Source organism: Pantoea sp. Lij88 (assembly GCF_030062155.1).
Taxonomy (GTDB): Bacteria; Pseudomonadota; Gammaproteobacteria; order Enterobacterales; family Enterobacteriaceae; genus Pantoea.
Genome location: NZ_CP118267.1, coordinates 110,153 through 131,136, shown reverse-complemented (window position 1 = coordinate 131,136; position 20,984 = coordinate 110,153). Strand labels below are relative to the sequence as shown.

Genomic DNA, 20,984 nt, shown 5'->3' with positions numbered 1-20,984 from the left:
TCTGCTATCAGAATAACTTTACCGAAGATATGCATCGCTTCGATGCTGATGGCCCGGCTTATCCGTATATGATTATTCCTGAGTCTGCGAAAGTGGCTTACATGAAAAACGAAGGACCTGATAACGATGAAGTGATCAATCAGGCACCTGGACAGATGCCTGCTGACTATTTTGATGGTAAGTCACTGACCGGGCTATCCGCTCATTGTGAGCGCGCCGCTTCAGCTTCAGCCTGACGCGCCAGCGTACGGGCCAGAATCGAGGAATAAAGTGGTTTTCCCCCCAGAAACTGCGCCAGCAGTGTCGCGCCGAGACAGGTAATGATCATCGGCAATATCAGTTGATAGTTATCGGTCATCTCCAGCACCAGCACGATACCGGTCAGCGGTGCCCTTACTGAAGCCGCAAACAGTGCGCCCATCCCCGCAATCGCAAAGGTCCCTGCTTCCAGATGATAAAGCGGAAACAGGTCCGTCATTGCCACGCCAAAGGCTGTTCCGAGCAGTGTTCCCAGTGCCAGCATTGGCGCAAAAATCCCACCCGGCGCCCCTGAGCCAAAACAGAGCAGCGTCGTCACCAGTCTGACCAGGAAGATCACCAGCAGCAGGGCAAACGGGAAGACGCCATGAACCGCCTGTGGAATTAGTGCTGAACCGCCGCCTGCGCCAGGCGCGAAAAGCAGAGCCAGAATCCCGCAACCACCGCCGAGCAAAGCACCCGCCAGCACGACGCGTGCCGTTTTACCGGCATAAAAGCGGGCAAAAAGATCCTGAGTGATAAATATCAGACGGTTAAACAGCACACCGACCATGCCGATAACCATGCCGAGTACCAGATACAGCCACAGCGTCTGCACTGGCGCATCAGCCAGCTTGCCGACGGAGATCACCGCCTGTTCACCGTTAAAACAGCGAAACACGATGCTCGCCATAATCACGCCGGTAAACACGGCTTTAATCGAAATCAGGTTATAGCGGAACTGCGGGCGCATCTCTTCGATGATAAACAGGATGCCCGCCAGCGGCGCATTAAACGCCGCTGCCAGACCGGCCGCCGCACCGGTTGCCAGCAGCGTATGACGCGCTTCATTACTGCGCATCCCCAGAATATCAATCACCATCCGGCCAATGTTCCCGCCCAGCTGCACCGTTGGTCCTTCACGGCCCAGCACCATCCCGGCCCCGAGCGTCCCTAACCCGCCAAAGAATTTTACCGGAATCACCCGCCACCAGCGCACCGGTCTCAGCTCTTCCAGCGCGCCTTCGATTTCAGGGATGCCCGAACCGCCAGCTTCGGGAGCAAAGCGTCTGACCAGAAAATAGCCGACCATTGCCAGCAGCGCCGAGATGACAAAGGCCGCGGCGTAGAGCATCCAGCCCTGAATGTGTTCAGGAGTGAGCGTGTCGGCGCGCCACTGCTGTATGGTCTCAACGGCCCGAGCAAACGCGACGCCCGCCAGACCTACCAGCGTACCGACCAGTGCGGCACAGAACAGCATCGCCAGCGGCGTTTTATCCCGATGGAGCAGGGCACGAAACATCCGGCTACGCGCCGCGATGGAGCGGGGAACATACACCGGCTGCGGTAATTCTTCATTCATTGAGAGACTTTCTTGTTCAACCAGACCAGCGTGCCAGTTTACTGAGTGATAAGGGGAAAACAAACGTCAGGATCAATTCCTTCTGAGGAAAAGTGTTAATCAGTTTGTGGTGGACAAACCACTTGCGCCATGCGTTCGCGGTAGGCTGGGTTATCCTGTTTTTTCAACGCCTGAACCGCTGCGTTCAGCGTAGACTGGTTCTGTTTCAGGTTCTGTTTGTCGTTGAGAAACATCTGCCGCAATTGTTCATCCGGGGTGGCTGGCGGTAACTGACACTTCTGACGCAAATCGTTGATAATTTGCTGCTGACGCAGCGCAAACTTCAGCGTGTCATAGGGCGCGGCTGCCACAACCAGCGGGCTTAACAGCGGCAGAATAAACAGCGTGTTGCGGATCACATTCATGATGGTCTCCTGACTGCGAAAGAGAGGAGTAAGTCTTCGGCAGTTTTCAGTTGAGTTTACTCGTATTGAGTGATTAGCCTGAGCACAGCACCATCGACCGACTGCGGCAACATCGCCACGGTTGACGCAATAATCATAGCAATACTGGCGCGACAGGGAGCTGACATGCAGCCACATTCCACTGAAATTATTACCGCTGACTGCTGTATTGTCGGCGGTGGCCCGGCCGGGTTGATGCTGGGCTATCTGTTTGCCCGTGCGGGCCTGCGCGTCGTCGTCATCGAAAAGCACGCCGATTTTCTTCACGATTTTCGCGGAGACACTATCCACCCGTCGACGCTGGAAATTATGCATCAGCTCGGACTGCTGGAAACCTTCCTCACTCTGCCGCATCAGCGTGCTGAAAAGTTGGAGGCGGAGATTGCAGGACAGAGTGTTACGATGGCCGATTTCTCACGTCTGCCGGTTAAATGCCGCTTTATCGCCTTTATGCCGCAGTGGGATTTCCTGAACTATATGGCTGAACAGAGCGCCCGCTATCCGGGCTTCTCTCTGTTGCAATTGACGTCATTTGAATCGCTGACTGATGAAAATGGCACGGTCAGCGGTGTGACGGCCTCACGCGGCAACCAGCAACTGCACATCCGCTGCAAACTGGTGGTCGGCGCCGATGGGCGTCATTCACGGGTGCGCGAAGCCGCCGGGCTGACCGGTCAGGAGTTTGGCGCGGCACGCGATGTCATCTGGTTCCGGTTGAGTAAGCAGCCGCACGATCCCGATCTGGGCATGGGCCATAAAGGGCCTCGCCAGAACTTTATTGTTATTGATCGTGGCGACTACTGGCAGTGCGGACTGACCATTCCGAAAGGGGAGTTTGAGGCGAAACAGGCCGCCGGACTCGATGCATTCAAAGCAGATGTGGCGGCGCTGTCGCCATTTGAAGCGACGCGCGTAGCGGAAATCACCAGTTGGGAAGCGTTTAAGCTGCTGTCGATTAAGATTGACCGGCTGGATAAGTGGGCGAAACCCGGCCTGCTCTGTATTGGTGATGCTGCACATGCTATGTCGCCGATTGGTGGGGTTGGCGTCAATCTGGCGATTCAGGATGCGGTAGCGACGGCGAATCTTCTCAGCGACCCTTTGAAGCGGGGAGAACTGCAGCTGCGCGATCTGGAGAAAGTGCAGAAACGTCGGCAGTTCCCCACGGTCGCCACGCAGTTTTTGCAGATCAAAATGAGCCGAGGCAAAGCCAAAAGAAAACCCACGGGAAGCAGCAAGGTGCCTGCGATTATCCAGCGCCTGCCGTTCCTGCGGTTTGTGCTGGGACGCCTGATTGGCCTTGGCTTCCGGACGGAGTCGCCGCAGGTTGCGCGCGTGAAAGAAGAACGTTAAATGATTTCGACAGCGATCCTATATCGTGCGACACTGTTTCGTTGTGAAAGTACTGTCAGGTTGAGCCGCTATTCATCTGATAATTGGGCGCTAATTGAGCATTGTTAAGCTAAATTATTTTCGATTTTTGCGCCTGCATAGGAGAGGTTTCAGTGCATAACGAGCAAAATGGCAGCGACGTAAAACGTCTGAGCGCAATTAAGGCACTTTTGTCACCGGATGAAGTCCGGGATAACGTGCTGGAGAGATTCGTTAATCTCGCCAGCCAGGTGCTGGGTATTTCAGGCAGCTTCATTTCGATTATTGACGATCATAATCAATACATTAAAGCGTCACGGAATTTCGATCTCAAACAATCGACCCGTGATGAATCTCTGTGCCGCCACGTCGTCGATGGTGAAGGGCATCTGGTGGTGGTTGACACGTTGCTGGATGAGCGCTTTGTCACCCACCCGTTCGTGAATGGCGATCCACATATTCGATTCTATGCCGGTGTCTCACTGCAGAATCTCGACGGCGCCACACTCGGAACGCTCTGCGTGACCGACACGCAGCCACATCCCTTTACGGACGAGAAACTCGCCACGCTGCGCTCACTGGCAACGCTGGTGACCTCTTTTCTGGATGCGTGGAACAATGCCGGGTTTGCCGACGTCATTACGCACCTGCCGAATCGGCCACGACTGATTCGTGACGTTCAGCAGCTGACCCTTACCGCGCCTCACCGTCGCTTTCGCCTGATTCTTATCGACTGCCTCGACATCATTCGCGCCTATGAGCTTTCACGCGCGGTGGGTATTGCGCCGATGGAGAAATTGCTGAAGCAGATGGCGCAGGATGTGGCACATCGGCTCATGCTGCCGGACAACGAAACGCTCTACGCTTTTGCCCCGGGCCGTTTCGCTATCGTGCAGCCTTATTCAGGTCGTTATAACGCGCATAATCTGCCCGACCTGTTTAAGGGCATGAAGGCCGATCTGGCGGAAAATATCACGCTCGACCTGGATGTCTTCACCGGTGAAACAGAGTTTGTGCCGGACCAGATGGATGCGAATGAAACGGTGCGTCAGGCGGTGAGCGCGCTGCATGAGGCCATTGATGAGAACATCAGTGCGATGTCGTTTGACGAGAGTTACGACTCCCGTCGCACCGATGACTTTATGATCATGAACGATCTGGCTCAGGCGCTGAAGAAAGACGAAGAGCTTTACCTGGCCTGGCAGCCAAAAGTCTGTCTCAAAACCGGTAAAACGGTCGGGCTGGAGGCGCTGATCCGCTGGAATCATCCTGAGCGGGGTGAACTCTTCCCATCAGAATTTATCCCGTTAGCGGGTAAAACTAACCTGATCTCCGATCTGACCAGCTGGGTTATCGATCATGCCGTTGAGCAGCTGGCGAGCTGGAATCGCGAGTACGATCTGATTCCTGTCTCCATCAACGTCAGCGAGCGCGACTTCGCCAGGGCCGATTTTGCCGAACAGCTGGTGGCGAAACTGGCGGCGGCACAGTTGCCCAACGCTATCCTGGGCATTGAGTGTCTGGAGAATGAGTTGATCACCAAAAGTGATGTGGCGATCAAAGGGCTGGAAGCGCTGAAATCGCACGGCTTTGTGATCTCGCTGGATGATTTCGGCGTTGGTTACAGCAACATCAGCTATCTGCAGGATATCCCGCTGGACGTGATTAAGATTGATCGCTCACTGATCTCACGTATGGGTGAAGATGAGGCATCAAAAATCATCGTCAGATGCATTATTCAGATGCTGAAAGAGCTGAATTACACCGTGCTGGCCGAGGGCGTCGAAACAGAAGCGACCCTGGGATTACTGAAAACCTACGGTTGCGATCAGATTCAGGGCTACTTCTTCTCAAAACCGCTGCCCGCCAGCGACATTGAACACTGGCTGTATCAGAAGTCACATCAGTAATCCGTAACCAGCCCGCAGCGATCGCTGCGGGCGCATTGATCACTGACTGCCGATGGCGTAGCGCTCAACCGGAGTGATGCTTTTAATCAGTTTGTTATCAAACAGAAATTGCTCATAGGCCTGATAGCGTGCGCGATCCAGTTTTGCCGGATCGGCGGCAAACAGGGGCAGCGTGGCACGCCATGCCTGATGGTTTAGCGGCGTGTTCAGCTCCGGATGCGCGCGGGCAAAGGCCAGCCAGCTCTCCTCAGGATGCGCCTGCAATTCGGCATTTCCCTTCTTCAGTGCCCGCAAAAACTTCTGAATTTTCTCCGAGTGTGCCTCATCACGATTGGCGACAATAATCAGCTCGTCATAGGCCGGAACACCGTAATCCTCAACGTTGAGCACCACCGGCGCTTTGCCCGCGAGTTTCAGCTCCAGGGCTTCGATATTGCGATAGCCGCCGATCACCGCATTCACCTGGCCGGTCATCAGGGCGCTGGTGAGCTGAAAATTGACGTTAACCAGCTTCACCTGATCGGCTTTGACACCGTCATGGGCCAGCATGGTCGCCAGCGTTGCCTGTTCAATGCCGCTGACCGAATAGCCGATACGTTTACCTTTTAAATCTGCCGGTTTTTTTACCGTTTTGTCTAACGTCATCAACGTATTCAGCGGTGTGTTAATCAGCGTGCCTACCCGCATCAGCGGCAGGCCCTGATCGGCGAAGAAATGCAGCTGCGGCTGATAGGTAATCGCCAGGTCCGCCTGCTTTGCTGCCACCAGCCGCGGCGGCAGCGCCGGATCGGAAGGCGGCACAATGTTCACGTCCAGCCCTTCGGCTGCAAACGCGCCGGTCTGCTGAGCCACCATAATCGGCGCGTGATCGGGATTGATATACCAGTCGAGCACCAGCGTCAGTTTTTCCATCGCCTGAGCCTGGCTGGCTAAGGAGGCGCTGAACAGCAGGGTAAAGAGGGGCAGTTTAGTCATGGTTTTTCTCATTTTTCAGGTGATTAAATTGTCTCAGGTGCCCAGGTAATCAGGCGGCGCAGCAGGAGATCGACAGACAGCCACAGCGCCAGCGTCATCAGCACCAGAATGAAGAGCGCGGCAAAACACATGTCGCTCTGCATCCGCGCGTTAGCATTCAGCATCACGAAGCCCAGCCCTTCGGCTGAGCCGACCCATTCACCGATGATCGCGCCGATTGGCGCGACGGCCGCCGCCATCCGCAGGCCCGAACCCAGCGCGGGCAGCGCCGCTAACAGTCGGACATGACGCAGTTGTGCGGTGGGTGAAGCGCCCATAGTGCGGGCCAGATCGAGATAGCCGGGCGTGACGCGACGCAGGCCATCAAAAAAGGTGGAGGTTACCGGGAAGAAGATCACCAGCACGGCCATCGCGACTTTGGCGCTCATACCAAAGCCAAACCACAGCACCAGCAGGGGGGCCAGGGCAAACACCGGAATCGCCTGGCTGGTAATCACCAGCGGCATCATCCAGCGCTGTAACCACGGCGAAAACGTCATGCCCAGCGCCAGCACACTACCCAGCAGCACGCCGAGCGCCATGCCGCTGAGGATCTCAATCAGGGTAATCAGCGTGTGATGGCTCAGATAGTCCGCGTTCTGCCACAGCGCGGCGGCGACCGCAGCGGGCGAGGGCAGCAGAAACGCCGGAATAGAGGTCAGCGTGGCGAGCCACCACAGCGCAATCAGTCCTGCAAACAGCGTGACTCCCCGGTGAAGTCCGGCTAAACGTGATCTCATCCGGCTATCCTGCTTAGCTGTTTCAGCAGGGCGGCCTGACTCTGGATAACATGGATGTCATCGGCTGCCCGCGGTGGCTGACCCTGGAGTGGGGATGCGGCTTCTATTCCCGCAGAACCGATCACCAGCAGATGATGACTGAGCCGGCAGGCTTCTGCGGCATCATGGGTAATCAGCAGTACGGTGTGACCGACCAGCACTTCCGCGGCCAGCGTCTGGATCTGCGTCCGCGTCAGTGCATCCAGCGCGGAGAACGGCTCATCCATCAGCACAATCGGCTGACGGGTGTATAGGGTGCGAGCCAGCGCCGCACGCTGACGCATCCCGCCGGAGAGTGTCGCGGGCCGCGCGCGGGCACAGTGACTCAGACCTACCCGTTCCAGCAGATGCTGCGCCCAGTCGCGATCGGCTTTCTTCCCGTTCAGGCGACTCGCGAGGCAGACATTCTGTTCCACCGTGAGCCAGGGATAGAGCAAATCCTGTTGCCCCATCCAGGCGATGCGCCCGGTCAGCGGCAGGCCATCGCTGCCGCTAATCTGTCCGGAGGTCGGGGGTGTCAGACCCGCAATGACCCGCATCAGGCTGCTTTTACCCACGCCGCTGGCACCCAGCAAAGCGGTAAAAGCGCCGCCCGCGATCTCCAGATCAAGCTGGCTGAACAGCTGCTGCTGACCCAGCGTCAGGCAGAGCTGGCGAACTGAAATCCCCGGCGGGTTCATGGACTGACCTGAAGAGGGGCAGCACTATTGAGACCCATCTGCCAGAACGCCGCTTCCAGCCGGGTTGCGGTGGTGAAAATCTCAGTCAGCGGGTTAAAACGTTGTTCACCCGCGCGCTGCTGAGCCAGGGCTTCAAACAGCAGGAGTGAGGAACCGACGCCCGCCAGGTAAGATTCATCCCCATAGTTCTCTATCCATGGAGCGTACGGATTTCCCTCAAAGCGTGTCGCAGGATCGTCCAGCAGCGTCAGGCCAATTTCAGCGTAACCAGCAACACAGGGCATCAGCGCAGTCATCAGTTCCAGCGCGTCCCCGGTGTGACCCACGTCCAGCACGTAGCGGGTATAGTTGATCGTTTCCATGGCCTCGGGTTCGCTCGCCATTGACGCCTCGCTGATGCCCCATTGCTGGCAGTAAGCCAGATGCAGCGGCAGTTCGCTGACGATGGCGTTGAGCGATGCCGTCGCGCTGCGCAACGCGGCTGGCTCTGAGAGTTTGCTGATCAGCAGACCCCAGGCACGGGCAAAGTGCAGCAGGAAGAGATAATCCTGGGTGAGATAGTGGCGGAATGCGGCGGGTGGCAGCGTGCCCTGACCGAGCTGCTGCACAAAATCGTGCGCGACATAAGCGTGCCAGTGACTGCCCGCCTGCTGGCGCAGACGACCATAAAAGCCGGTTTCGAAAAGCGGATGTGACATGGGATCTCCAGTAACAGGGAGATCCGGGCATACGGTCTGGAACAGGGGATAGTGCAGGAGATAATGCAGAAAAATCTGCCGACCCGTCCCTTCGCTGGCATGACCCAGATCAGGTTCAAAGGGTTCGGCTTTCGCCATCTCAGCCCATTACAGGACACCCCTCGGAGACATTCGTTATACGATAATTAGTGCCGGAGTACAACGGCACGCGTGCGCGATATTAAGTGACATTGTCACTCAAGATCGGCCCCGTTACTGGCAATCACTTTCTTATACCACCAGAACGATTTCTTGCGCGTGCGCGCCAGCGTGCCGTTGCCCAAATCGTCACGGTCAACGTAAACGAAACCGTAGCGCTTGCTCATTTCACCGGTTGAGGCGGCAACCAGATCGATGCAGCCCCAGCTGGTGTAACCCATCACCGGCACACCATCTTCGATGGCATCGCCCATGGCGCGGATGTGTTCACGCAGATAGCTGATGCGGTAATCATCATTAATCTCGCCATTCGCGTCGATTTCATCGCGCGCACCCAGGCCATTTTCGACCAGGAATAGCGGTTTCTGGTAGCGGTCATACATCATGTTCATGGTAATGCGTAAGCCGAGCGGATCGATGCCCCAGCCCCACTCGCTGCGCGGCACGTGAGGATTAGGCAGGGATTTCACCACGTTGGCGGCACTGCTGTTCTGCTCATTCATCTCCGCCGAGGCGCAGCGTGAAGCGTAGTAACTGAACGAGACGAAATCGACGCTGTTTTTCAGAATGTCGGCATCACCGGCTTCGATCTCAAGCGTCACGCCTTTTTCACGGAACACCCGCGCGGCATAGGCCGGATAAGCGCCGCGCGCCTGCACATCGATAAAGAACAGGTTTTCGCGATCTTTCTCCAGCGCCGCCCAGACATCTTCCGGTTTACTCGACCACGGATAGAAGTTGCCACCGGCCAGCATGCAGCCGACCTGGTTAGCCGGATTGACCTCATGCGCGATCCGCGTGACCAGTGCGCTGGCAACCAGTTCATGATGTGCTGCCTGGTATTTTACCTGCTCCTTATTCTCACCCGGTTCGAATACCAGACCGGCGCCGGAAAACGGGCTGTGCAGCAGGATATTGATCTCGTTAAACGTCAGCCAGTACTTCACCAGCCCATCAAACGCTTCGAAACAAGTGCGGGCATAACGGGCAAAAAAGTTCACCATCTTGCGGTTACGCCACGAACCATATTCCGTGACCAGATGCATCGGCACATCAAAGTGGCAGAGCGTGACCAGCGGTTCGATATGATATTTCCGGCACTCCTCGAAGACCGCGCGGTAAAAGGCGATGCCTTCCGGATTAGGCGTCAGTTCATCCCCATTGGGATAGAGACGGCTCCAGGCGATCGAAGTGCGGAACACGCTGAACCCCATCTCCGCCATCAGCGCGATATCCTCCCGATAGCGGTGATAGAAATCGATGGCATCATGGCTGGGATAAAATTCGTCGTCACGCAGGGTAAAACGCTTTTCCAGACCCAGTTTGACCGGCATACGATGCGGGCCATGCGGGATCATATCGACGGTGGTTAAGCCCTTTCCGCCTTCACGAAAGCCGCCTTCACTCTGGTTGGCGGCCAGTGCGCCGCCCCATAAAAATCCTTGCGGGAACCTTGAATAAGACATGCAATCCTCTTTTCCGGGTCAGCGTGACCCTTTCCTTTAGTGACTATTAATCGCGTTAGTGCGTTCGGTAACCGGCACAGGTTGCGCGGCGGTTCCGGCTTCGGATTTCGTTTCAGTTTCAGTTTCAGGAATATCTTCAAACCCTAACAGCAGCGTCAGCACAAATGACAGCACCACCGACAACACCATGACCGCACCGACCCAGACGATACTCATGGGATTAGCCGGGTCGAAGAACTGTACGCTGGTGAACAGACCCGGTGAGGCCATTGAGTGGCTGGCCAGCCCGCCAATGCCCGCGACCGCGCCGCAGATAAAGCCGCTGATCAGACAGGCGATCAGCGGGCGTTTAAGGCGCACCGCGACGCCATATAGCGCCGGTTCAGAAATGCCGGCAATGATGGCCGAGGCCGCCGCCGCCAGTGCGGTCTGGCGCAGTTCGCGATTTTTAGTCCGGAACGCCACCGCCAGGGACGATCCGCCCAGCGACAGGTTGGCCCCAATTTCAGACGGCATCACCATGCCTTCTTTGCCGGTCTCGGCGATGGTCTGGATGATGGTCGGCGTAAATACCCGATGCATCCCGGTCATCACCAGCAGCGGCCAGATGGCACCCATAATCGCAACCGACAGCCAGCCAAGATAGCCATGGACGGTGTAGACCAGCGCGGATATGCCGCTGCCGATCCAGATGCCAATCGGGCCAATCAGCACAATCGCGATGGGCGCAGCAATCAGCACGATCAGCATCGGTTTCAGGAAGTTTTTGGTCACGGCCGGGGTAATGCGATCCACGCCGCGCTCAATGTGCGACAGGATCCAGGTCATCACCAGCGCCGGGATCACCGTGTAGGTATATTTCACCGCTGTCACCGGGATAAAGGCGAATTCAACGTGCTGACCCTGTGCCGCTTTTGCCATCAGATCAACAAAATTGGGATGGACCAGCACACCGGCAATGGCGATTGCCAGCGACATATTGGTTTTGAATTTCAGCGCCGCAGAGGCCGCCACCATGATCGGCAGGAAGAAGAATGCGCCGTCGCCAATCACGTTGAGGATCACCAGCGTTGACGAGCCTTTTTCGAAGACGCCCGCCATATCCAGGATCATCGCCAGCAGCTTAACCATCGACCCGCCAATAATGGCCGGGATCAGCGGCGACATGGTGCCTACCAGCGCATCCAGGATGCCTGCGCCGATGCCTCGCAGGGTAATTTTGCGTTTTACCGGCACGGTCGGTGCAGCGCCGCCGGGCGATCCCAGCGCTAGCACGGCCTGATAGGCCTGCGACACGTTGTTCCCGATGATCACCTGGCACTGAGTGTCGTTGTGTACCACACCCATAACGCCTTTAATCGCTTTGAGGCGGGGCATGTCGATCTGCGTTTCATCTTTCACCACAAACCGCAGACGGGTCATGCAGTGAGTGACGGCTTCGATATTGGTGAGGCCGCCCAGCGCATCGACAATGGCGCGTGACACCTCGGCATAGTTCATGGGCATGATCGTTCTTCTCTGTAGGGTAAATCGGTCAGGGTTTTATGTTTTTGCGCCTGCAAGCAGGCAAATAGGAAACCGGTTTCACAAAATCATGAAGGGCTTTAATCGCGCCGACAAGAGGTGAAATCAGGCAGATTTCTTTTTTGTGAGGTGCGTCACCCGACTGGCGCCGTTAACTTCGTGCGCAGGCCGGGTAAATATTTCCAACATTGAGAGGCTTAGGTAGACTGCAGGACGACGCAGCAAAGGAGCATCACCATGGCAACGATTCAGGAAGTGGCAGACAGGGCGGGCGTCTCGAAAGCGACAGTGTCACGTGTGCTCTCTGGCAATGGCTATGTCGGGCAGGAAAAACGTGAAAGGGTGTTAAAGGCGATTGCGGAAACCGGATACCGACCCAATCTGCTGGCGCGCAACCTGGCGACGAAAACCTCTCAGACCATCGGACTGGTGATCACCAACACGCTCTACAGCGGCAGCTACTTCACTGAATTAATGGCACATTCCGCGCGCATGATGGAGCAGCAGGGCCGCCAGCTGATTCTGGCGGACGGCAAACACACCGCTGAGCAGGAAGAGGCGGCGATTCAGTTTCTGCTCGACCTGCGCTGTGACGGTATCATTATCTACCCGCGCTTTCTGAGCATTGACGCGCTGGATGCGATTATCTCCCGCCACAAACAGCCGATTCTGGTGATCAACCGTCGGCTGCGCGTCAACCACAGCTACTGTATTTACAGCGATCAGCACGCCAGTAGCGCCACGGCGGTCAGCCATCTGCTGAGTCAGGGACATCGCGATATCGCCTTTATCACCGGCTCACTGGATTCCCCGACCGGCGTCGAGCGCCTTTCCGGCTATCGCGCCGCGCTGGCTGCTAAAGGTATTGCAGCCGATGACCGCCGTATTGTGGCCGGGAAATGGACGGCGCAGAGCGGCATGGCGGCCGTGGACCAGCTGCTGAAACGCAACGTTCCCTTTACTGCGCTGGTGGCGAGTAATGATGAGATGGCGATTGGTGCCATTAAGCGGCTGACCGAGTGCAACATGGCGGTGCCCGGTCAGGTCTCGGTGATTGGCTTCGATGATATTCCGCTGGCGCCCTATATCACGCCGTCGTTATCCAGCATGAAACTGCCGGTCACGGAGATGATTGATGAGACGATTAACCGCCTGCTGACCATGCTGGACGGCGGTGACTGGCACACCCAGGCGCCTTTCACGGCCAGCCTGATGCTGCGCGATTCCGTCACCAAAGGGCCCGTGGCCGATTAACCCGCCGCGATCTGCATCACCTCAATCGACTGTTCACTGAGCTGTCCGACTGTTGCCGCATCCAGCGTCTCATCGGTAATGACATGACCGACCTGATAACCGGATGAGAGCGGATAGGGATGAATCTGCCCAAATTTAGAGGCATCAGTCAGGGCGTAGCTTGCAGCGCCTTTCGCCAGCACCGCATCCACCACATCACAGCGCAGCATATTGCGGCCAGTGAACCCGGTCTCCGGATGCCAGCCATCCACGCCAACAAACGCCCGGTGAAAATGTACCTGCTGGAGGGAGTAACGGGTCAGTGGGCCGACCACCGACTCACTGCTTTTCTGCAGCAATCCCCCGAGCACAATCACTTCACAGGCGGCTTCCCGAAGAAGCTGGGCAATATAGTGGCTGACGGTAATCAGCGTAAGATCGGCCCGGTCAGCCAGCGCACGGGCCAGCAGCGCATTGGTACTGCCGCCCTCGATAAATATCGATTCCCCCGGCTGCACCAGACTGGCCGCATGCTGCGCCAGCGCCTGCTTGAGGGGATAACGGGTATTCATGCGGGTGCCGACGTTATCGCTGTCCAGTGCCAGCGCTGAGCCGTGAACCCGGCGCAGCAGCCGGTCACGCTCCAGCAGCGTCAGATCCTGCCGCACCGTCACTTCGGAAACGCCGGTGAGCTGCGCCAGGTCACTGACCGTTACGCTGCCACGGCTATTAACCAGTTGAATAATCTGATGATGTCGCGGGTTCATAAGTGAGTTTTCATCGTAAAAAAGCAGCCAGACAGCAGTGTATCAGGATTACCCCGCGCCGGGGTGCGACGCGGGGTCCGGCTCAGGCTAAATCCAGTGAGCGCCGGCCATTCAGATTGAGATCTTCCGGCTTAAACCGCTGCTCCCACGTCGCTTCATAATCTTCCGGCGGGAAATCGCCAGGCGAACGACCCTGTTCCAGGGCCTGTGCAACCCGCCGGGCATAGGCGCGGTTTTTGTCACACATCGGCGCCGCGGGGATATACATCACGTTGCCCCAGCCCTGCTGATCTTCCACCGGCGCCACCGCGTGGATCACATCACAATGCCACCACACCGAATCACCCGCCTCTAAGGCCGGTATCGAACAGAGCCCGGCTATCAGGTGCGGATGCCACTGTTCATTAATGGGCAACACCCGCCCCGGCGCGACGCCGCAGAGTTCATCTTCCGGCACATCCGACAGCAGCGGCCGCAGTAACACGTAAGCCATCGCCTGCGGCACCGGCACCACATGCAACAGCCCCTGACCGGGGATCATATCGGAGAGCGCGGTCCAGCCCTGGAACGTCCGGAACACGGAACATTTAGTCGTGCCAGGCAGATCATACTCATCCACTTCAGTCCGGTGAGCCGCATCCCAGGGATCGTAAGCGGCAAAATCGCCGTGAAACAGCTTACCGAAGACCTGCTGATAAGCCGGCAGTAACCAGCGTTCCAGCGCGCCGGAATCGGTATGGGCACCCAATCCCTTTGAGGTCGTGCCTAGCAAACGGCGACGGATGCGATCGGGATAGATCACGCTGATATCCGGATCGAACCACTGCTTACCCTGTGATTCAAACGTCCACAACCGGTTCAGAAAGGATTGCGCGTCAGCCATGGCCGCGCTCTGCCGCGCCTGCATTTGTGCCTGCGACCAGTAAATCGGATAGATCTCCGGGCGGGAGGCAGCGAGCGTGCCAAAAAAGTCATCACCGGGACCGCGATACTGTTCGTCAAACCGGTTGTGATCCAGATAGTCGAGCATCGACTTATCCCAGGCCAGCGCCTGATCGCGCGCGAAGTGCTGCTTAATTACCATGCAGCCCCGACGCTTAATCCATGCCCGTGTTTCATCCGAAACCTTTCCTTCTGCAATGTCCTGCATCGGGACCACTGGCCAGGCGCTGCCGGTTCTGTCTTCGTCCGCTTTTGCTTCAGCAATCGCAGCAGTGATGTTGTCGCACACCTGCCGGAACAGGGCCTCGACATCACCGATTTGCTGGCGTAACTGGCTTTTCATCGTGCGGATAGCGGCTTTGACGTCGTCAGGTAAGGGGGTAGATCGGGATTCATCACGCATCTCATGTTCCTCAGGGTTCGGGGTTGAGTTACGAATGTAATTAAAATAACCTTCATTCGTAATATGTGGCTGAGGTTAACATTCTTTTAACGCTTAAAACCGTGCGTGATAACACAACTCAGGCACCGGAACGCTCTGAAATTCATTAGCAACGTCACTATTTGCATTCTCATTAATCCACACAGCGAGTAAGCTTTATGAATCAAATCAATCAGCCGAAAGGACAGAACGGCGAACGTATAGGGGCAGGCGAGATGGCGGTTAAGATGATTGCGGTGGATATGGACGGCACCTTTCTGGACGACAACAAGCAGTACAACGTCCAGCGGTTTTCACGTCAGTATGCGCTGCTGAAGCAGAAGGGCATCCGTTTTGTGGTGGCCAGCGGTAATCAGTACTACCAGCTGCAGCGCTATTTTCCCGATATCAAAGATGAGATCGCTTTCGTGGCAGAAAACGGTGCCTGGGTTTCTGACTGCAACGAAGAGATCTTCTGCGGAGAGTTAGCGCAGGCGAAGGTGCATAAGATTCTCGACATCCTGGCGCATGAACCCGACATCGCGGTGGTGGTCTGTGGACGCAATGGCGCCTATATGCACACATCTGCCTCTGACGAGATGATGGAGCAACTGGCCAACCACTATCACCGGCTGGAAAAGCGCGATGACCTCTATGCCATCGATGACACCATCTTCAAATTCTCGCTGAAGCTGGAGCATGAAGGGGTGGATGCGCTACTGCAACGGCTGCATGCCCGTCTGGGCGAGCTGGAAAACATCATGCATCCGGTTTCCAGTGGCTTCGGCTTTATCGATCTGATTATTCCCGGCTGCCATAAAGCGCATGGCATTGCACTGCTGCAGGAGAAGTGGGGCATCAGCGACTGCGAAGTGCTGGCGATTGGCGACAGTGCGAATGACATCGAGATGCTGCGTCAGGCCTGCTTCAGCTTCTCCATGGCCAATGCGGCTGACGCTGTCGCCGCCGTGGCGCGCTATCAGACTCAGAGCAACAATGACGAAGGTGCGCTGAATGTGATTGCACGCGTACTGGCGCGCGAATTCCCGTTCGATTAAACCCGCTATGCGTCACTGGCGGGATCAACCGTCTCTTTCATGATGGCTGCGCGCGTGATTTTCCATCTCGTCCAGCGCAGCCTGATTCTCCAGACCCCACTGATACATCTGCTCAATCGGCTCTGCAAAGGTATGCCCCAGCGCCGTAAGGGTGTATTCCACTTTTGGCGGCACTACCTGCCACACCTGACGCGACACCAGTCCGCGCTGCTCCAGCTCGCGCAGCGTCTGAATCAGCATCTTCTTTGAAATGCCCTGCAGACTGCGCTCCAGTTCCCCCGTGCGTGCGCGATTTTCCGGCCAGTGATAAAGCGCATGCAGCACCATCGTGCTCCACTTGACCGAAAAAAGTTCCAGCAGGCGGCGCGGCGGTGAGTCCGCATAAAAGCACAGTTTTCCTTCTACCCAGACCGGCATACTCTCTCTTCCTGTTTAATGGTAACCAAAAGGTAACTACTACCAAACAGGAATCCATGTGTCTATAGTGGGCCGCTTTCTTTAAGACCATCAGGTGAAAAGAGGCAACAGATGAAAATTAATGCGCTGGTAGCCACAAGGGCAGATCAACCGCTGAAGGCCGGTCAGATTGAGTTACGTGATCTGCAGGCTGACGATGTCAAAATCGAAATCCTGTATTGTGGCGTCTGCCATTCTGATCTTCATATGGCGCGCAATGAGTGGGGCGTCAGCCGCTATCCGCTGGTGCCGGGTCATGAGATTGTCGGGCGTGTCGTCGCTACGGGTGACAACGTCACGAAATTGTCCATCGGTGATACGGTGGGGGTGGGCGTCATGGTCGATTCCTGCCGTGAATGCCACTTCTGCAAGCAGCAGGAAGAGCAATATTGTGAAGCAGGCTTCACGCCGACCTACAACGGCACCGATAAATATACCGGTAAAACAACGTCTGGCGGCTATGCGCAGCACGTTATCGCTGACCAGCATTTTGTGGTTACGGTGCCCGACAATCTGGCGCTAAACGCGGTGGCACCGCTGCTGTGCGCGGGCGTGACCGTCTGGTCACCGTTGCAGCACTTCAACGTCAAAGCGGGCGATCGTGTCGGGGTGATCGGGCTTGGCGGACTGGGTCATATGGCGGTAAAGCTGGCCAGCGCACTGGGCGCTGACGTCACCCTCTTTACCACCTCTCCGGCGAAAGGGGCGGATGCGCGCCGCCTTGGTGCCAAAAACGTGGTGATCTCGCGAGACGCAGCACAAATGGCAGCCTGTCAGGCATCGCTGGATATCATCCTGGACTGTGTTGCCGCGCCGCACGACCTCGATCCTTATCTGAACGCACTGAAAACCAACGGTCAGCTGGTGCTGGTGGGGATCCCCGATCAGCCGCATCCGTCACCGAATGTCACCCCGATGGTGTTTCGCCGCCTGAGTATCACCGGCACCTCGATTGGCAGCATTGTGGAGACGCAGCAGATGCTCGACTTCTGTGGTCAGCACAACATCACGGCTGACGTAGAGATGATCACCGGTGAAGAGGTGGAAACGGCCTTTGAACGTATGCTGACCAGTGATGTGAAATATCGTTTTGTCATCGATATGCAGAAAACCCGCTGGTAAGTCCTGAGGCCCGCTGTAAAGGCGGGCCAGTTTCATACTGCCAGCAGGCCGCACACGAAGAGGTCAACAGGTCCTTCATAGTTACAACATACTGTTAGTTGATCGCTTAACGGCGTGCCTGCATCAACACCGACACTCGTTTTGTCTGCCAGCGAAAGCCGGGCAAAAAAATACCCGGCACGATGACCGGGTATCTCTATTGCCGTTCAGAAGGCCGTTAATCCTGCTCTTTATCCGCGTCGCTCTTTTCTTTTTCATCCTGCTCAGCCACATGGATAAAAGGCTTAAGCAGCTGAATATCCAGGATCACATACACCATGGTGCTGATGAACAGTGAAATCACACTGCCAAACACGCCGCTGGTGGTAAACGTCAGATAGTTGTAAATCACCAGCCAGGTTACGCAGATAAACAGCGCGAGCGAGATGGAAAGGTTCGGTAAAGAGTAATTACTGGTGCCGCCGCCCTGGGTGTGCGTCGCTTTAAACAGGTTGCCGATAGAGTACTTCTCCAGCACCAGAATGCTCTTTTCCCAGTTACGCTGTTTCCGCGCGCTGGCGCGGGTCAGGAACAGATAGAGAATGGAGATGAAGAAGCCGGAGAAGGCGATGAGCACCGGAATCGCTTCCAGCGCATAGGCAATACTTTTGTGGGTCGTGCCAGCGGTGCTGAGATCAAGCGTCAGTGAGGCACCCAGCGCCGCATACAGAAAGAGAAACAGCAGCAGAAAGGTCAGGCTGCGTTTCCAGTCGCCATCGGCCTCTAATCCTTTTTGCTGAATAGCCAGCTGCAGCGATTGCTGAATCTGTTGAGCCTGGGGTGAATCTGTTTCAATGGTGTGGCATGGCGCAGCAAAGAAGTTGTGCATAAACAACTCATCTTCTTTGTGAATGGTGATTTTCATCAGAAACCTGTGTTCGGGGAATTTTCTTTATTCTAATCAGCGCGGGATGAATTAACAGTAACTTTGGCGTTGAACCGGCTGCACGACACTGGCTTACCGGGACAGGAGACTTAACAGATTGCTTACCACTGAATCCGTTGCAAACGACTGTGCGGCAGTCTCTTCATCGCGACGCAGCTGCTGATAGCGCAGCAGGGCAGCATCCGCGTTATCGGCGTGCACCACGTCCCAGACCTTCTCAAAGCTCATGGACGTTAACGCGTCCTGCTGGCACTGCCGCGCAACGTTCACGGCCCTGAATTCATGAGCCTTCTTAAACACGCAATAGTCTGGCATGGTTATTTCTCCGCAGGATTGTCCAGCGCTTTAAACTGCTTAATGGCTTCATTGATATTATTGGTATCCACGGTCGCGATGCAGCGATCACCGTTGAAAACATCATAGCGGGCGTTGTGCAGCTGAAACAGCAGGTCTCTGCCGCGAAAGTGTATACGTTTCTGTTTAACGCCAATCCCATGCCGCCGTAATAATGCCTGTGACAGGCGATCGGTCTCTTTTATCATTCCTTCAGCTCCTCGGCAGTACGTGGTCACTGCCAGTAAACCTGATGAACATTAGTTTTATATTAAGAGATAACCCTGTTTTTAGCAGGGCTTAAGCGTGAGTTTCAGAGGATTTACCGGCCGTCCGGGGCGGGCAGATTCATCAGGCCAACTGATTAATGCCATTCGGTGCATTAACGGACCGCAAATGCGGTACACTTGCGCGGATAACTCGCCACAGGACACGCCGCTATGAACGATAAAAAGATGATTTCCATTGATCAGTTCAACGCTGATGAACGACTGGCCGTCGAGCAAACCTACAAGGGTCTGGCAGAGAAGTACCGTCAGCGAACCGGTAAAGCGCCCGACAGTAAGAAAGAGAAAGAATTTAATAGTGAAGCGCGTCAGATCGTTATGACCAGTAAAATGGAGAAGGAAAGAGCGCTGGCAGAGAAGGCGAAGAAAAAACCGCTGCGTAAAAAGAAGCCTTCTTCACTGACCGCCAGTGAAGTGAGTGATTTCAACTGGTCGGCATCGATTGTCAAAGGCCGCAGATAATCTCCAGATGCGCGCTGTCATTGCGCGCAACCCCTCTCACTCAGCTATCATTGGCTGAGCCATTTCTGCTTCAATAGCCAAAGAAAACATTAGTTACGCAATAAGAATATTCTGCAAATAATTCACCCTGTTTCATCATTTGCCGATAAACTGCCCTAACCCGTGGCTGCTTCAGTGTGCCTATGAATTATTACACTCCCGATGATGTTCAACTGAAGCGCCGATCGAAGCGATTTGTGCGCCGCATGTTTATGATGCGCCAGCTCGGTACCTTTCTCTGTTTTCTGCCGATTCTGTCGGTTCTGATGGAGATGGGCAAAAGCCCGGCGCTCTGCGCGCTGTTATTTACTAATGCCTTTGCCTGGCCCTATGCAGCCTACAGACTGGCATTGCGATCGCGTGACCCCACCGGTTTTGAACGCAAGAATCTGACGCTGGATGCCGCTTTTGGCGGCTTCTGGGTTGCCTCGATGGCGCTCAGTCCACTTCCCTCGATCATTATTATGGCGGTGCTGATCTCCGACCGTTACTCAGCGGGTGGCTGGGTTCAGCTGAAGTCTGCGCTGCAGGCCTTTTTGCTGGCCTTTATGCTGTTCTGGTTAGCGGAAAGGGCGCCCGTATTGCTGACTTTCAGTACCCGCACTGTGTGGCTCACCCTGCCGCTTGCCAGCGTCTATCTGCTGGCATTAAGTATCGTTTCCCACAATCTGACCCTGAGTCTGCGCAATAAAAATCGCGAGCTGGAACGCATTGCGCTGATGGATCCCGGTCTGAAAATCCCCAATCGTCGTCTCTTTGAGCGGCGGCTTGAAAGTGAGTTTTTGCGGACGCAGCGAGGCGAGGGTAAAGCCTGGCTGATGCTGCTGGATGTCGATCACTTCAAACAGGTTAACGACACGTTCGGGCATGAAGCGGGCGACTTTTTGCTGGCAGAGATCTCCGCACTGCTGCGTGACAGCGTCGGCCTGAAAGATATCCCCGCGCGTTTTGGCGGTGACGAGTTGTGTGTGATTGTGCGGGATGCGGATGAAACCAGCATTCTGCTGCTGGCAGAGCAGATCAAACAGGGGATTGCCCTGCTGCGGCTGCCAGCGTCATCCACTTTCCAGTGCTCGGTCAGTATCGGGATTGCACCGGCAAGTGATGCAGCATCGATTCATGAGTGGCTGAGATGCGCCGATGAGGCGCTTTATCAGGTCAAACGCGCCGGACGTAACGACGTTCAGGTGTGGCATGCCGGTACGCTGGAAACGCTGAGTGAAGTCAGGAGCAGGCAGAGAATGTAGCCTGAGACC

Annotated in this window: 21 protein-coding genes, 1 pseudogene and 1 riboswitch; of the genes and pseudogenes, 8 read left to right on the top strand and 14 right to left on the bottom strand. The window is 56.0% G+C overall.

The annotated features are described in order from the left end of the window. Window positions 1-2 precede the first annotated feature (2 nt). Window positions 3-236, top strand: a pseudogene (locus tag PU624_RS00675) (phenolic acid decarboxylase); the annotation flags it as partial. Here PU624_RS00675 and clcA read toward each other — a convergent pair. Both clcA and PU624_RS00665 read right to left on the bottom strand, forming a co-directional pair. After that, window positions 203-1,540, bottom strand: a complete 1,338-nt coding sequence (gene clcA / locus PU624_RS00670) for a H(+)/Cl(-) exchange transporter ClcA (RefSeq protein ID WP_502921560.1) — start codon at window positions 1,538-1,540, stop codon at window positions 203-205. The pseudogene PU624_RS00675 and the gene clcA overlap by 34 nt on opposite strands. A gap of 155 nt (window positions 1,541-1,695) precedes the next feature. Further along, the gene (locus PU624_RS00665; RefSeq protein ID WP_283544959.1) at window positions 1,696-2,004 is read right to left on the bottom strand and encodes a YicS family protein; all 309 of its coding nucleotides are present in this window, start codon (window positions 2,002-2,004) and stop codon (window positions 1,696-1,698) included. A 165-nt stretch (window positions 2,005-2,169) separates the two neighbouring features. On the opposite strand from PU624_RS00665, the gene PU624_RS00660 reads away from it, so the two are divergent. Further along, entirely contained in the window at window positions 2,170-3,396 is a 1,227-nt protein-coding gene (locus tag PU624_RS00660; protein ID WP_283544958.1) for an FAD-dependent oxidoreductase, read from the top strand. A gap of 152 nt (window positions 3,397-3,548) precedes the next feature. Then, window positions 3,549-5,324 (top strand): sensor domain-containing phosphodiesterase, encoded by a 1,776-nt coding sequence (locus PU624_RS00655; protein ID WP_283544957.1) that lies wholly within the window; start codon window positions 3,549-3,551, stop codon window positions 5,322-5,324. Between the two features lie 39 nt (window positions 5,325-5,363). Here PU624_RS00655 and PU624_RS00650 read toward each other — a convergent pair whose 3' ends face one another. The 6 genes from PU624_RS00650 to ascF form a co-directional block, all read right to left on the bottom strand. Beyond that, the gene (locus PU624_RS00650; protein ID WP_283544956.1) at window positions 5,364-6,299 is read right to left on the bottom strand and encodes an ABC transporter substrate-binding protein; all 936 of its coding nucleotides are present in this window, start codon (window positions 6,297-6,299) and stop codon (window positions 5,364-5,366) included. A 23-nt stretch (window positions 6,300-6,322) separates the two neighbouring features. Further along, window positions 6,323-7,078, bottom strand: coding sequence for an ABC transporter permease (locus tag PU624_RS00645; protein ID WP_283544955.1), 756 nt, complete (start codon window positions 7,076-7,078; stop codon window positions 6,323-6,325). Beyond that, window positions 7,075-7,797, bottom strand: a complete 723-nt coding sequence (locus tag PU624_RS00640; protein WP_283544954.1) for an ABC transporter ATP-binding protein — start codon at window positions 7,795-7,797, stop codon at window positions 7,075-7,077. The genes PU624_RS00645 and PU624_RS00640 overlap by 4 nt, the downstream gene beginning before the upstream one ends. Then, window positions 7,794-8,495 carry a TenA family protein gene (locus PU624_RS00635; protein WP_283544953.1) on the bottom strand — a complete coding sequence of 234 codons (702 nt, stop codon included), beginning with the start codon at window positions 8,493-8,495 and terminating at the stop codon, window positions 7,794-7,796. The genes PU624_RS00640 and PU624_RS00635 overlap by 4 nt, the downstream gene beginning before the upstream one ends. A 69-nt stretch (window positions 8,496-8,564) precedes the next feature. Continuing rightward, window positions 8,565-8,667: riboswitch (TPP riboswitch) on the bottom strand. Window positions 8,668-8,728: 61 nt separating this feature from the next. After that, window positions 8,729-10,159 (bottom strand): 6-phospho-beta-glucosidase, encoded by a 1,431-nt coding sequence (locus PU624_RS00630; RefSeq protein ID WP_283544952.1) that lies wholly within the window; start codon window positions 10,157-10,159, stop codon window positions 8,729-8,731. A gap of 36 nt (window positions 10,160-10,195) precedes the next feature. After that, a complete protein-coding gene (ascF, locus tag PU624_RS00625) occupies window positions 10,196-11,665 on the bottom strand; it encodes a PTS cellobiose/arbutin/salicin transporter subunit IIBC (RefSeq protein WP_283544951.1) in 1,470 nt (489 codons plus the stop codon). Between the two features lie 255 nt (window positions 11,666-11,920). Between ascF and PU624_RS00620 the strand changes: the two genes are divergently transcribed. Further along, complete coding sequence (locus PU624_RS00620; RefSeq protein ID WP_283544950.1) at window positions 11,921-12,937, top strand: LacI family DNA-binding transcriptional regulator; 1,017 nt, start codon at window positions 11,921-11,923, stop codon at window positions 12,935-12,937. On the opposite strand, the gene PU624_RS00615 is transcribed toward PU624_RS00620, so the two are convergent. Beyond that, window positions 12,934-13,683, bottom strand: a complete 750-nt coding sequence (locus PU624_RS00615) for a DeoR/GlpR family DNA-binding transcription regulator (protein WP_283544949.1) — start codon at window positions 13,681-13,683, stop codon at window positions 12,934-12,936. The genes PU624_RS00620 and PU624_RS00615 overlap by 4 nt on opposite strands. Before the next feature lie 82 nt (window positions 13,684-13,765). After that, window positions 13,766-15,028 carry a DUF1479 domain-containing protein gene (locus PU624_RS00610; RefSeq protein ID WP_283544948.1) on the bottom strand — a complete coding sequence of 421 codons (1,263 nt, stop codon included), beginning with the start codon at window positions 15,026-15,028 and terminating at the stop codon, window positions 13,766-13,768. A gap of 254 nt (window positions 15,029-15,282) precedes the next feature. On the opposite strand from PU624_RS00610, the gene PU624_RS00605 reads away from it, so the two are divergent. After that, window positions 15,283-16,104, top strand: coding sequence for a Cof-type HAD-IIB family hydrolase (locus tag PU624_RS00605; protein WP_283545171.1), 822 nt, complete (start codon window positions 15,283-15,285; stop codon window positions 16,102-16,104). Window positions 16,105-16,128: 24 nt separating this feature from the next. Here PU624_RS00605 and PU624_RS00600 read toward each other — a convergent pair whose 3' ends face one another. Beyond that, window positions 16,129-16,521 carry a winged helix-turn-helix transcriptional regulator gene (locus tag PU624_RS00600; protein WP_283544947.1) on the bottom strand — a complete coding sequence of 131 codons (393 nt, stop codon included), beginning with the start codon at window positions 16,519-16,521 and terminating at the stop codon, window positions 16,129-16,131. Window positions 16,522-16,632: 111 nt separating this feature from the next. On the opposite strand from PU624_RS00600, the gene PU624_RS00595 reads away from it, so the two are divergent. Then, a complete protein-coding gene (locus PU624_RS00595) occupies window positions 16,633-17,682 on the top strand; it encodes an NAD(P)-dependent alcohol dehydrogenase (RefSeq protein ID WP_283544946.1) in 1,050 nt (349 codons plus the stop codon). A 217-nt stretch (window positions 17,683-17,899) separates the two neighbouring features. Here the strand turns inward: PU624_RS00595 and PU624_RS00590 are convergent, their stop codons facing one another. From PU624_RS00590 to PU624_RS00580, 3 genes are all read right to left on the bottom strand, one after another. Further along, complete coding sequence (locus tag PU624_RS00590; protein ID WP_283544945.1) at window positions 17,900-18,586, bottom strand: RipA family octameric membrane protein; 687 nt, start codon at window positions 18,584-18,586, stop codon at window positions 17,900-17,902. Window positions 18,587-18,679: 93 nt separating this feature from the next. Further along, window positions 18,680-18,835, bottom strand: coding sequence for a hypothetical protein (locus PU624_RS00585; protein ID WP_283544944.1), 156 nt, complete (start codon window positions 18,833-18,835; stop codon window positions 18,680-18,682). Window positions 18,836-18,924: 89 nt separating this feature from the next. Next, the gene (locus PU624_RS00580) at window positions 18,925-19,149 is read right to left on the bottom strand and encodes a hypothetical protein (protein ID WP_283544943.1); all 225 of its coding nucleotides are present in this window, start codon (window positions 19,147-19,149) and stop codon (window positions 18,925-18,927) included. Window positions 19,150-19,380: 231 nt separating this feature from the next. Between PU624_RS00580 and PU624_RS00575 the strand changes: the two genes are divergently transcribed. Together PU624_RS00575 and PU624_RS00570 are read left to right on the top strand one after the other, a co-directional pair. After that, window positions 19,381-19,689 carry a hypothetical protein gene (locus PU624_RS00575; RefSeq protein ID WP_283544942.1) on the top strand — a complete coding sequence of 103 codons (309 nt, stop codon included), beginning with the start codon at window positions 19,381-19,383 and terminating at the stop codon, window positions 19,687-19,689. Between the two features lie 182 nt (window positions 19,690-19,871). Then, window positions 19,872-20,975, top strand: coding sequence for a diguanylate cyclase (locus tag PU624_RS00570; protein ID WP_283544941.1), 1,104 nt, complete (start codon window positions 19,872-19,874; stop codon window positions 20,973-20,975). Window positions 20,976-20,984: the final 9 nt, after the last annotated feature.